We start from the raw sequence: 12,448 nt of genomic DNA on the forward strand, positions 1-12,448 counted from the left end.
CGGACGCTGCCATTCTGTCCCTCGATCGGCACTTTCCGCCTGAAACCGAAATCCCTGTCCGGTATTCCGATCACGTCACGACAAACGGGCGGGGCGGTGCCAGCCGCTATCATTGTCTTCCGGCGCCGACCGCGGCCGCGCGACGTAGGCCGACGATCCGTTCGCTTCGTGATAGACGCGTGCCAGCATTTCCGCCAGCACGCCCGACGTCACCATCTGCACCCCGGCGATCAGCAGGAAGAAGCCGGTGAACAGCATCGGCCGTGTTCCGATGGCTTCCTCGAAAAACACCTTCAGACAAAGCAGATAGGCAAGGATCAGCGAACCCAGCGCGCCGAGCACGATGCCGATACCACCGAAGAAATGACCGGGCCGGGTGCGATAGCGCATGAAAAAATACATGAACACCAGATCGAGCACGACCCTGAAGGTGCGCGAAATCCCGTATTTGGACTGACCGTGAATGCGGGCGTGATGCGTCACCACCTCTTGTGCGATGCGTCGTGGGGTCGTCACCGTGGCCAGCCATGCCGGGATGAAGCGGTGCATCTCGCCATAGAGCTTGACGCTGCGGATGACGGTGCCGCGATAGACCTTGAGGCTGCAGCCATAATCCTTGAGGCGCACGCCGGTGACACGCGCGATCAACGCGTTGGCGATGCGCGAGGGGAGCCGGCGCATAAAAAACCCTTCCTGGCGATCCTTGCGCCAGCCGACCACCAGGTCGAGATCCTCGCTCAGCAAGCGGTAGACCATGCGCGGAATGTCGTAGGGATCGTTCTGCAGGTCGCCGTCGATCGTGGCGATGACGTCGCCGCGTGCCGCGTCTATGCCGGCCTGCATGGCGGCGGTCTGCTTGTAGTTGCGCACCAGCTCGACCGAATGCACATGCGGGCCGTATTGCGCCGCCAGGCGCCTGATCTCGCTCACGGTCGCGTCGGTGCTGCCGTCATCGACCAGCACGACCTCCCATGGCTGGCCATAATGTTCCATGGCCTGGTGAATCCGCGCCAGCAGCGGCTCGACGTTTTCGGCCTCGTTATACATGGGCACGACGATGGACAGCGTATGGTCCGGCATCACCGCGCCGTCGGGCAGTCCCGAAGCAGGGATAGGTAATACGGTCATAGGGATGGCTTCCTTGCAGATCCGGCGGCCGGGTTCCCCGGCAGCGTCGATTTCGAGGGAAACAGCCAGGCAATCGCGCCCGTGACGACAGCTGAGCACAGGATGAAGAGGTGCAATGCCAGCGCCGCCTGCAAGCCGCTCTTCATCGCAATTCCGGAAGTCAGCAGCGCCGCCGCCGCCGCCGCTTCGTAGGTGCCGAAACCGGCGACGCCTTGCACCGGCAATATCGCGGCGCCTTCGGCGCCGACGACGCCTGGAAAGGCGGTGGTGAACGATGTGCCAAGTATCAGCGCCAGCAGCCATCCCTGCACGGCGAGCTTCAGCGACCAGTTGGCGATCGTCCACCACCAGCCGTAGCGCGAGCGCCCCGTCGCCTCGGTGAAGATGTCGCGAAGCAAGCCGAGCTTGGCCACGATCTTGCCGCGCCCGGCCCAGTCATGCGGCGCGCGCGCCCAGCGCGGCAGGTACCATGCCACCGCGACCAGGACGGCCACGCCCGCGACCCTGATCGCCGGATGCAGGCCTGGCCAAACCGCCAACGCCAGCACGCCGACGACGAAGGCATCCTGCAGCCGGAACCACAGCAGCGAGGCGCTGGCGCGCATGAGCGGTACGCCGAAGATCTGGCGCAGGAGCAGGGGAAAAGCCGTCTCGCCGCCGCGGAAAGGGACGACGTTGATCATCGCGTTGTGGATCAGGATAACGCGCAGGCAGGCGCCGAAACGGCCTTGCACCTCGTCGCGGAACTCGTCGCAGACGCGCAGCGTTCGCAAGACATAGGTGACGAAAAAAGCGAGCGTCGCCACCGCGAGCGTCCCGGGCGTGACGCGGTCGAAGGCGTCGCCGACCGTCCTCCAGCGCGAGTCGCTGGTGAGCCAGACCAGCAGGGCCAGCGTCGCGACTATCGAGATTGCTCTTTTCAACCAATTCTCCGCTGGTTTTCGCCGCCTCGTCCGGGCGGCGGCAATGCGTGGTGCCCGGATGCCCATGGCGTCAACCGGACTCGGCGCCTGGCCCACCGCCTTGCCGAACTCCCGCGGACGAAATGCGGAGCCGTCGACTGCTGGGAGCATGTCCAAAACCCACGGCCCCCGACCGTCGCGGCTCTCAAGGGCGGGTGATCCTATAGACCAGCAAATCATCGGAATCCACAAGCTTGGTTCCGGTCTTGTCCAGATAGTCGATGACCCCGTTATGATGCTCGACGAACAGCAGGTCTTGCTTGTCGGCGGCGTTCTTGGCCGCGCCGAACAGATCTGCGCCTTGCGCGCGCAACTCCTCGAGCTGCGCGATCGCGGTGTCGTCGTCCGCGACGAATTTCGACCATTCGACATCGCCGCCGCCGGGCGGGAACACCCAGCCGCGCGCCCTGCTGTAGTAGACAGCCACTGGATCGCCGACCTCGGGCGCTATTGCGACGACGAGGTCACCCGGTTGTGCCAATCTCGCCAGTTCCTCGCCGAGCAGCTTGCCATTGATGGCAACCGGCTTCTTCATTGTCTTGACGAGGGGAAAGGTCGACCACACCAGCGTCACGGCCACGATACAGATCGAGCGCAGGACCATGGCCGGCGACGGAGCGTTGCCCCATGGCAGAGTTGCCAGGACCAGTGCTCCTCGGCCGCAGAACATCGCCAACGGGACATGGAAGATGTGGTAATTCCAGGGATTGCTGGTGATCTCGCGCGCCGCCGCCAGATAGACGGCCATGGCCGCCACCAGCCAAACATAAGGAATGGCCGAAAGTGTACGTTGTTTCTGGTTTTCGGCGGGGGGCGGCATCCAGAAGCCCACCGCGATCAGCACCATGAACGGATAGCCGTAGAACCACCAAACCGAGGTGTTCCACACCGATTTGAAGTAGAAGCTCTCCTTGAAGAATGTCCAGAAACCGGAATCCCAGATATAACCGCTGCCCGCGACATGAAATGGCGGATAGGTTCGGCCGAGATAGATCGCCCAGCTGAAATATGCGGCGATGATGGCCAGGCTCAAAAGCCCTGACAGGAACACCCTGGTCGCCTGCTTTCGCTTCTTCTCGACAATCCAGCAAACCATCAGGTAGAAAATGACGGCGCCGGCGGCGAGCCCCGGCGGTTTCGCCAGCACGCCGAGCGAGAAACTGACGGTGGCAACCGGCAAAAGCCAGCTGCTGCCGCCGGCCCAGTACCTCGCGAAAAGCCAGACGCCTGTTGTCACCAGGGCCAACATCGACGGATCTGGAAGAAACGAGCTGTCGATCATGATCGCCGCCGGCATCAGCGCATAGGCAAGCGCCGCCGCATGGGCATGCGTTTCGCCCCAGCATAGCGCCGTCAACCTGTGCAGAGAAAACACCGTGACCAGACCGAAGAAGGCCGCAACCATGCGGCCAAACCAGTCGTGCCAGCCGAAGAGTTGGTAGAGCAGGGCGGTCAGATAGCTGACGATCTGGAACTCGCGGCCCTGATAACTCGGCCCGGGCCCGGTCCAACTGACCTCAGGGAAGAAGATATTCCAGCTACGCTGTTGAAAATTGTCGGCCATCATTGCTGTGCTTGTCTCGCGCCAGCTGAAGACGTCGACCAGCGGCAAGGTTATGTTGTGGAACCTGAACACGATCGCGATGAACAGGATCCCCAGCAAGATAGCCGTGTCGAGGTTCAGGTAATTGCGAGCAGCCGAGCCCCAAGCAGTCGGCTGCCGCGGGTATTGCTGAACCTCGGCCTGATTTAGTTCCGGGTCGGCGCCCATTTGAAACCGCATCCTCTCTGACGTCTGCGGATGTTGCTTTTACACGCGATTGTCAAAGGTGAAGGAGTATACGACGCAATCCTTAATTTTGGCGAAAGCGGGCGTCGCGAAAGTTGACATCGCAGCTCCCGCGGCTGTTAAATAGTTCTCAGGCCTGTCGCGCCGACAGCGCTGCCTTGGGCCACAATACAGACATGCCAACGCCGATTGTACCGATAGCTCCGACCAGCTTGCCGCCGCTTGGCGTCGACCATCGGCCACACAACGAACCTCGTCGGACTGCAAGTTTCACGCCGCTGCTGTTTCTCTTCGCCTTCTGCGGTCAGGTGGCCCTCGCGGGAGCGACCCACGCGGCCGCCGCCAAAGACGGCGCACCTGCAAAAGCGGACAGTGCCACTGTGCCAACCCCCTATGAGTTGCAGCTTCTGTATGCCGATCGCACATGGGTGTGGAAAAACGGAGCGGCCTATTTCGCACGGGGCAATCGACGCCTCGAGGCCTGGACGTCGGGGCAGGATTCAGCCTCTGTCGCCGAGGGCAGGTGGCTGGTGACCAAGGACGGCAAGATGTGCATGGATGTCGCCTGGCGATCCAAGAGCTACAAGGGCAAACAGCAGCGTACCTGCTATAGCCATCAGATCAAGGATGGAACCATCGAGCAGCGCAAGGATCCGGACGGGGAATGGTACAGTTTCAAACGAACTCCCGAGGATCCCTCCGACGAACACCGAAAATTCGAACCTGGTGATACCAAGGCCGCTCAGTTTGAAGAGGCCCGTAAGTTGGTCGATTCCAAGAATTAAGGCTGGCCAGGCTGGGCCCACGGCATGACGGGAAACGCCGTTCCTGGCTCCGTTGGCGCGTCCCCATATGGCATCGGTGACGGCGTGTGCGGCGTGTCGGAGTCAGGCAGGCTGCTTTTGCCGGGCCTGTGAAGAAGCTTGCGAATCGCTTATAAAAGCGCGGAGCAGTCCGGCAGGAATTGCCGTCGCACCGACCGCCAAATGGTCGCATTCGATTCCTCTCTGACAGAACGACGAGACGGTGGGTACACCACCATACGGCTTTCATGAAATTTAATAATTAGTGATGTCTAATATTCTTGTGTGATGTGCGAGTGGTCACTGAAACGACGTGAGGCGGCGCAGGCGTCGCAACGCGTCCTGGCTTTACTCAAAGGCAAGGGACACATGGCGAACAATTCCGCAGCGGGCGTATTTCGCCCAAGCAAGAAAGCCCTCTCTATTGTTGTGGTGGCGGTGACCTCCCTGGTTGCAGGGTGTCAGGTCATGGATGCGACCAATACCGGTTCCGTCATCATCACGCCAGCCGTGCACCCGGTCCAGAGCAGGCCTCCAGTCCAGCCATTCCAAGGTGGATATGTTGTGCAGTCGCTCAGGGCCGAGCCCCAGGTCCTGATGACAAGCACCACACGGACCACTGAAAGAACTTACGCTTTTGCACCGCCGCCGGTTACAACCCCGACGTTGGGACCTGTGAAGGTCGCTTTCGATCCCGTCGATGGCGCTACGTTCTCGGGCGGTTCGCCCTATGTCTGCAGTCCCAGCGGATTTGGCCAGCGCGCCAGTTGCCGAGCCCGCTCTCTGTGATCTATCGGGCAGATGCTGCCGCCTTGCTTGGCGGCAGTGTCTCCGGTTTCGTCCGCAGCCCGAAGAATGGGGCGGCCGTCCTGACGATCGTGTCGATGTCGGAAAGCTCAGGCACAAAGCCAAGATGCGCGCGCGCCTTGCTCGGATCGGCATAGAGTTCGGCCGGGTCCCCCGGGCGCCGGGCCCTGAAGACGGCCGGGACCGGTCTTGACGTCACCCGGCTGACCGCCTGGACAATCTCCCTGATGGATACGCCTTGTCCGGTGCCGAGGTTGACCGCTAGGCTTTGTCCTCCGCCTTCCAGGTGTTGGAGAGCTTTCAGGTGGGCGCGAGCCAGGTCGCTGACATGGATGTAGTCGCGCACGCAAGTCCCGTCCGGCGTCTCATAGTCGGTGCCGAAGACCTCGATTTCATCGATGATGCCTGACGCCGCCATCAGAACCCTGGGAACCAGATGCGTTTCCGGCGTATGCCACTCGCCGAGTTCCCCGTCGGGATCGGCCCCACAGGCGTTGAAGTAGCGCAGGATGGCAAACTTCATTCCGTATGCGGACGCATAGTCGCCGATGATCTGTTCGCCCATCAGCTTGGTACGGCCATAAGGGCTGATCGGATTTTGCGACGAACTCTCGCGAACGGGCAATGCTTCCGGCACGCCGTAGGTGGCGCAACTGCTGGAGAAAATGATGTTTTCAATGGCGTGCGCGCGTGCGGCATCGAGCACGGCGATGGTGCCCGCCACATTGGTCGAATAGTATTCGGCCGGCTGCTGGACGGACTCGCCGACATAGGCCAGCGCCGCGAAGTGGATGACAGCGGTCGGCTGGTACGTGGCGATAGCCGCCTGCATTGCGGCACGGTCCCGGATATCGCCGACGACAAGCGGCCCCCAGGCGACGGACTTCTCGTTGCCGCGGGATAGATTGTCGAAGGCCACGGGCAGGTAACCGGCGGCGGCAAGCAGTTTGCAGGTGTGGCTGCCAATAAAGCCGGCTCCCCCTGTTACCAGGATTGCTTTCCCGGTCATGAAGCCGCCGCGGCGCCCTTGGCCAGCCGCCTTCCGTAGAGCAGGGTGTCGAAATAGTCGACGGTATGCGCGAGCCCCTGGGCCAAATTGATCCTCGGCTCCCAACCGAGATTGTTCCTGGCGAAGGAAATGTCCGGCTTGCGCTGCCTGGGATCGTCGATCGGCAGTGGCCGATGCACGATCTTTGATCTGGAATTGGTGTAGCCCACGACCAGCGTCGCGAGTTCCATGATGGTGAATTCGCCGGGATTGCCGAGGTTGACCGGGTGGGTAGGGGCACTCGGCGCGTTCATCAGCCGCATGAAGCCCTCGATCAGGTCGTCGGCGTAGCAGAAGGAACGGGTCTGCAAGCCGCTGCCATAGACGGTCAGGTCTTCGCCGCGCAACGCCTGGACGATGAAGTTCGAGACGACGCGCCCGTCGTCGGGCTGCATGCGGCGGCCGTAGGTGTTGAAGATGCGGGCAACGCGAATATCGAGGCCATATGTCCTCGAATAGTCGAAGAACAGGGTTTCGGCCGAGCGTTTGCCTTCATCATAGCAGGACCGCGGTCCGTGCGTGTTGACATTGCCGAAATAGCTTTCGGGTTGCGGGTGCACGAAGGGATCGCCGTAGACCTCGGACGTGGAGGCCTGGAATATCTTGGCGTTGTTGCGACGCGCCAGTTCCAACAGGTTCAGCGCGCCAAGCACGCTCGTCTTGAAGGTATGGATCGGATCTGCCTGGTAGTGTGGCGGAGAAGCGGGGCAGGCGAGATTGTAGATCTCGTCGAACCGGAGGTCCAAGGTCAATGGATCGACGATGTCGTGCTCGATGCAGCTGAATCTCGGATCGTGCAGCAGCGCATTGAGATTGTATCTTTTGCCGGTATGGAAATTGTCCACCGCGACGACGTCGTATCCGTCCTGCAAAAGACGTTCGCACAGGTGCGATCCCAGGAAGCCAGCGCCCCCGGCGACCAGAGCCCGGCTTCGGTTGTGGCCCTTGCCGTTGCCCTCTTGGTCGTTCCTGGAACCAAGTTTCAGAACCTTTACGACCTTACTCATTCAGTCCTCCTACGCACCGCAACACTACCCGTCGGGCCGGGGCAAAGCACTGCCCGGCCACGTTCTTGAAACGCGGCAATCCTCCGCATCCGCGGATCGCCATCATTGATGCGCGCTTGTCATTTTCTGAGTTTGCGGAGCCACTGCCGCGCGGCTTCTATGCTGCCGTTCAGCAGTCCATGCGCCCCGAGATCGCGATCACGCGCTTGGTGCCATCATCGCCGATTGCTCGCCCAAATTGCACATCCCAACGAATTGAAAATATACCTGTGGAAATTCCAGTCAACTAAATTAGCGATTTCTTAACCAATTGTGTTTGCCAATGGTTAATCATGAGGCGGCACGCCCGCTAGTCGCGTGCAGGTGGCCGTGGGCGCGGTTCCTCATTTTGAATCAGCATATTGGCTCGACCGCGAAGAGATTCCACATGCCACGGCGAGCTGTTCTCGGGCGCGCCATCAAAAAGCTTGATATCGAGGAATGCCGGGAAGTGCCCTCGTGAGGCACTGGGATGCGCAGCCCCGGAGAACTACCCGAATGAAGAAGGTTCAGAACGATTCAAATCTTCAGGTTGCAATGAGATTGTTGCCCAAATCCGCTCGGGCTGCAGACGTAAACATTCGGTTGTGAAAACCTTGCCAGTATCGCTTTGTGAATGGAATCCGCATCGCAGCTGGCAGTGGCGCAGGGCAGACCAACAGTCAAAATTAGAAGGCAAAATCGGCCCGCGGGAATAAGGTTTAATCCCGATTTCTTTTCGTCGGGCCGCCCGTGATCTCTGTGCATTCGAGGTCCCTCATCCGTAAAGATGCGAGGCGACATTCCCCTTTCAGGCGCGTCGAATTTATAGTGGAATGCCGGCTATCTCGGCAATGGCATTTGAGGGCTTAGGCAGGCTCTTGTCTATTGCGCGATCACGCATTCGGGTTGAACGCAGCACTGGTGTGCGAGCCGTAAAATGGCCGAGGCTGACGATGGCCCGCTTCGCTGCGGGCCATCCCAGCCCTTTTGTCGAGTGTGATGGATCTCTCTTGAAGCAGGCCAGGCTTGCCAGCGGGCTTACTGCCCGCCCATTTCCTTCTTGAATGTATCGAAATCGACCTGCATGCCGTTGAAGATTGTGCTCCAGTGGCGGGTCAGCGCCGCCATCGCCACGGCTTCCTGGATCTCCTCGTCGGTTGCGCCGGCGCGCTTGGCGTCCTGCGTGTCCGACCAGATGCAGTAGGTGCAAGGGATCTGTGCCGCCACGGCTAGGGAGATCAGCGACTTGACCTTGGGCGGCAGCGCCGTCTTGTCGCTGAGTTCGATGGCCTTGACCTCGGCCCAGGCACCGGGCAGACCGGTTTTGGGAAACTGTTTCACAAAGCTCGGTACACCGCCCATGGTCGACTGTATGTCCTTGAGGGTGGCATCATAGTCGTCGGCACGGGCCAGCCCGGTGCCGAGCGACAGCACGCAGGCGGCGGCGAACAGGAAAGCACGATGGGACGAAGACTGTATGGATTTGACGATGCGATGGTACGACATGGTTTCTCCTCTGGCCTTTGCTAGCCTTACGATGTAAGGTGATCGTGAAAATGAACCTTACACTGTAAGCTGTCAGGCCAGCGCTAATGGATCAATCAATCAAGAAAAAGAGAGCACGCGGGCGTCTGTCCCGCGAAATGATCGAGGACGCGGCTTTCGAGGTGATCGAGAGGGAGGGGCTTTCCGGCTTTTCGATGCGCAAGCTCGCCGCTGCGCTCGGCTGCGAGGCGATGAGCATCTACCATCACTTTCCCTCAGTGGCGCATCTGCACGAAGCGCTGGTCGACCGGCTGATCGGTGCGCTCGAAATCCCCGACGCCAGCCTTCCCTGGCGGCAAAGAATGCGCATCGCCATTGAGGATTTTCGCCGCATCGGCCGCGACCATCCCGCCTATTCCAGTTTCATCGTTACCTATCGGATGAACTCGCCGACTTGCCTTGCCTGGTTGAACGGCATTATCGGCTTGTTCAAGGACGGCGGCTTCGACACTGAACTCAGCGCGCGGCTGTTCCGCACCGTCGGATACTATCTGATGGGCGCGGTGCTGGACGAGAATGCGGGCTATTCCAGAGGCCCGTCCGCGGTGAACACGGTCAGCGACGAGCAATTGGCCAGGGACTATCCAAATGTCATGGCAGCCGGGCGCTTTTTTGGTGCCGCCGAATTCGACAAGACATTCGAACTCGGCCTCGACATGGTGCTGGACGAAATGGAGCGCCTGCGCGACGGTGCGAATGCAAGCCAGCCGTCCGGCAAGGTTTGATTGCAAGGTGACCGCCTGAATGCGCTTTCTGTTTGTCCTGATCCTGTTGGCCGGCACCGGCATCGGTCTCATCTACCCCTGGGCGATGACGAATTTCTCCGGTCGCGAAATCGGCACCTGGCGGGTCTATGAGCAAGGCCGGTTCAGGCCGTTGACCGTATCGCTCAAAGGTCGAGATGCGCCGGTGCGGGTGCTGGTGGACCTGACGGCAAGGGCCGAACGCATCGTTTCGCAGCAGCGCACGGTGTTGACGCTGACCGCGGCCACCAATGGCCGCACGGTGCTTGCCTCGACGCTGCAGTTCAACCACGTGGACAATCCGCGCCAGGCCAGCCCGCAACTGCCCGACAAGATCTTTCGCGACGAAGCTGGCCTGATTGCCACTGTCAACCCTGGCGCCTACGTCTTCACCGTCGGCCCGGGCGACGCCGACGACATACCGATGCGAGCGGTCGACCTTGTCTTGCGCTCCGGCGTCGGGGAAATCGACGGCCGCTCGCGGCCGATAGGCTTCTCGCTGATGGCGGTCGGCTTGATCGGCTTCCTGCTGTCCTTGCGTTCCGGTGGCGGACGACCGGAAAATCCGAACTCGCAGCCGCCTCCACGCTGGGGCAGGGGTCCCACGTGAACTACCGCCACGCCTACCACGCCGGCAATTTTGCCGATGTCGTCAAGCATGTCGTGCTGACGCGCCTGCTCGAATATCTGAAGCAGAAGGACAAGGCGTTTCGTGTCGTTGACACCCATGCCGGCATTGGCCGCTACGACCTGTCGTCACTCGAAGCGCAAAAGACCGGTGAGTGGCAGGGCGGCATCGGCAGGCTGATCGATACCTCGTTCGACGCGAAGGCGGCGGCGCTGCTGGCGCCCTATCTGGCGGCGGTGCGCTCACTCAATCCCGAGGGCGGCGTGAAGAAATATCCAGGCTCGCCGTTGCTCGCGCGCAATCTCCTGCGCAAGCAGGACCGGTTGTCGGCGATCGAACTGCACCCGAAAGACGCCGCGAAGCTGAAGACGGAGTTCGCCGGCGATTTCCAGACAAGGGTGATGGAGATTGACGGCTGGCTTGCACTCGGAGCGCACCTGCCGCCGAAGGAAAAGCGCGGCCTGGTGCTCATCGATCCGCCCTTCGAGGAAGAGGGTGAGTTCGGCCGCCTCGTCGACGGGCTGGTGAAGGCGCACAAGCGCTGGCCCAGCGGCATCTACGCGCTCTGGTATCCGATCAAGGACCGTAGGGCGGTGATCGCCTTCAGGAAAGCGCTGAAGCAATCCGGCATCCCGAAAATCCTCGACATAGAATTCGAGATCAGGCCGGCCTCGTCGGAACCCAGCCTCGATGGCACCGGCATGGTGGTGGTCAATCCGCCCTTCACGCTGGAAGGTGAGTTGAGAACCGTATTGCCGGCGTTGCACAGATTGCTTGCGCTGGCAAAACCGGCGCACTGGTCGATGGAATGGCTGGCCGGCGAGCAGGTCCCGCCGCCGGGATAGCCGCCTTCGACCGCCGCGCTCGTTACGACCGCACGATCCGCCTTCTGGGGAACTTCGCCGCCGCCAGTGCATTGCTGCTTGCAGCAACTGTCCGGCACCGGTTTCTGGAAACCATTGTTTCGGCAACCGCTTGACCGCCGTCAAGCGAATCCGCACAGTGCGTGCATTCGACCTTGAGAGGCTGCCATGACTCGCTTCGCCAAATCCGCACTTGCTGCCCTGATTTCGCTCTGCACGCCGCTTGCCGCGCCTCTCGGGATCACCCAGGCGGTCAAGGCGGCTGACCTCGCCGTCTATACTGAAGACGATGGCAGCGTCTGCGGCGAATCATGGGTGCTGAGCAAGATCACGGATCGGTTCTCTTATCAGGTGCATCACGTGCCGCATCTGCCCGACGTCGCTATCACCGATTTTCGCGACATTCGCCAGCACCGCTACGAGCAAGCGAGCGAGGAATGGCCGATCGGCCGTCACTATTGCCGGGCAACCGTCAGCCTGTCGGATGGCCGGGATCGGTCGATCTTCTATCTGATCGAGGAAGGCCAGGGCTTTGCCTCGATCGGCGACAATGTCGAGTTCTGCGTCTCGGGCTTCGATCGATGGATGGTCTATAACGGCCGTTGCCGCGTCTTGCGCTGAACGCGTTTCTTCCTTTTCCGATCCTTTTTCGCGCCTGGCAACGGGGGCGATTATCGCCGCCTATGCGATGGTCGACGCGATTGGCGTTCGTGCGGCGGGCAATGTCGGCGCCTACACCGCCTGGGTCCTGCTGGCCTATGGCCTGTTGCTGCCGTCGACCTTCGTAGCTTTTCGCGGCAGGCTCGCCGTCGATGCTCGGGCACCGGAAACGTGGAAGGCGCTGGGCGGCGGCCTGTTCGCGCTTTTGGCCTATGGCGTCGTGGTGGCGGCCTTCGCACTCGGTCCTGCCGGTCCGATCACCGCGATCCGCGAGACCAGCGTCGTCTTCGCGGCCTTCATCGGTCGGCTGTTTCTCGGCGAGACGCTGACGCCCCGGCGGGTCGGCGCCTGCGCCCTCGTCGCGCTCGGCGCCATTTGTCTCGGCTTCCAGCCGTGATGACGACGCTCACGCTCGCCGACAAACGCTGCGATGCCGCTGCCATC

At 61.3% G+C, this 12,448-nt stretch carries 12 protein-coding genes and 1 pseudogene; 7 read left to right on the forward strand and 6 right to left on the reverse strand.

Annotation, left to right across the window (positions count from 1 at the left end; genetic code table 11):
• Nucleotides 1-75 precede the first annotated feature (75 nt).
• The 3 genes from EN861_RS12650 to EN861_RS12660 form a co-directional block, all read right to left on the reverse strand.
• Nucleotides 76-1,080 carry a glycosyltransferase family 2 protein gene (locus EN861_RS12650; RefSeq protein WP_210212407.1) on the reverse strand — a complete coding sequence of 335 codons (1,005 nt, stop codon included), beginning with the start codon at nt 1,078-1,080 and terminating at the stop codon, nt 76-78.
• A 44-nt stretch (nt 1,081-1,124) separates the two neighbouring features.
• A complete protein-coding gene (locus EN861_RS12655) occupies nt 1,125-2,051 on the reverse strand; it encodes a lysylphosphatidylglycerol synthase domain-containing protein (protein WP_135863801.1) in 927 nt (308 codons plus the stop codon).
• A 184-nt stretch (nt 2,052-2,235) separates the two neighbouring features.
• The gene (locus EN861_RS12660) at nt 2,236-3,861 is read right to left on the reverse strand and encodes a glycosyltransferase family 39 protein (RefSeq protein WP_127280528.1); all 1,626 of its coding nucleotides are present in this window, start codon (nt 3,859-3,861) and stop codon (nt 2,236-2,238) included.
• 194 nt (nt 3,862-4,055) lie between these two features.
• Here EN861_RS12660 and EN861_RS12665 point away from each other — a divergent pair, with 194 nt between their 5' ends.
• Entirely contained in the window at nt 4,056-4,664 is a 609-nt protein-coding gene (locus EN861_RS12665) for a DUF995 domain-containing protein (protein WP_189343620.1), read from the forward strand.
• Nucleotides 4,665-5,472: 808 nt separating this feature from the next.
• Here EN861_RS12665 and galE read toward each other — a convergent pair.
• Nucleotides 5,473-6,498 (reverse strand): UDP-glucose 4-epimerase GalE, encoded by a 1,026-nt coding sequence (gene galE / locus EN861_RS12675; RefSeq protein WP_127871446.1) that lies wholly within the window; start codon nt 6,496-6,498, stop codon nt 5,473-5,475.
• The gene (locus EN861_RS12680) at nt 6,495-7,544 is read right to left on the reverse strand and encodes a UDP-glucuronic acid decarboxylase family protein (protein WP_127279833.1); all 1,050 of its coding nucleotides are present in this window, start codon (nt 7,542-7,544) and stop codon (nt 6,495-6,497) included. Before EN861_RS12680 ends, galE begins: the two co-directional genes overlap by 4 nt.
• 65 nt (nt 7,545-7,609) lie before the next feature.
• On the opposite strand from EN861_RS12680, the gene EN861_RS12685 reads away from it, so the two are divergent.
• Nucleotides 7,610-7,834: a hypothetical protein gene (locus EN861_RS12685; RefSeq protein ID WP_127279834.1), complete on the forward strand. Its 225-nt coding sequence runs from the start codon at nt 7,610-7,612 to the stop codon at nt 7,832-7,834.
• Nucleotides 7,835-8,603: 769 nt separating this feature from the next.
• Here the strand turns inward: EN861_RS12685 and EN861_RS12690 are convergent.
• On the reverse strand, nt 8,604-9,071 hold the full coding sequence (locus EN861_RS12690) for a carboxymuconolactone decarboxylase family protein (RefSeq protein ID WP_127279835.1): 468 nt from the start codon (nt 9,069-9,071) through the stop codon (nt 8,604-8,606).
• A gap of 86 nt (nt 9,072-9,157) precedes the next feature.
• Here EN861_RS12690 and EN861_RS12695 point away from each other — a divergent pair, with 86 nt between their 5' ends.
• The 5 genes and pseudogenes from EN861_RS12695 to EN861_RS12715 form a co-directional block, all read left to right on the forward strand.
• Entirely contained in the window at nt 9,158-9,835 is a 678-nt protein-coding gene (locus tag EN861_RS12695; protein ID WP_127279836.1) for a TetR/AcrR family transcriptional regulator, read from the forward strand.
• Nucleotides 9,836-9,854: 19 nt separating this feature from the next.
• Complete coding sequence (locus EN861_RS12700; protein ID WP_127279837.1) at nt 9,855-10,463, forward strand: hypothetical protein; 609 nt, start codon at nt 9,855-9,857, stop codon at nt 10,461-10,463.
• Nucleotides 10,460-11,326 carry a 23S rRNA (adenine(2030)-N(6))-methyltransferase RlmJ gene (locus EN861_RS12705; protein WP_127279838.1) on the forward strand — a complete coding sequence of 289 codons (867 nt, stop codon included), beginning with the start codon at nt 10,460-10,462 and terminating at the stop codon, nt 11,324-11,326. Before EN861_RS12700 ends, EN861_RS12705 begins: the two co-directional genes overlap by 4 nt.
• A gap of 186 nt (nt 11,327-11,512) precedes the next feature.
• On the forward strand, nt 11,513-11,965 hold the full coding sequence (locus EN861_RS12710; protein WP_127871448.1) for a hypothetical protein: 453 nt from the start codon (nt 11,513-11,515) through the stop codon (nt 11,963-11,965).
• A 34-nt stretch (nt 11,966-11,999) separates the two neighbouring features.
• A pseudogene (locus EN861_RS12715) lies at nt 12,000-12,401 on the forward strand (EamA family transporter); the annotation flags it as partial.
• Between the last annotated feature and the right edge of the window lie 47 nt (nt 12,402-12,448).

Source organism: Mesorhizobium sp. M8A.F.Ca.ET.218.01.1.1 (assembly GCF_004791165.1).
In the GTDB taxonomy this organism is placed as follows: Bacteria; Pseudomonadota; Alphaproteobacteria; order Rhizobiales; family Rhizobiaceae; genus Mesorhizobium.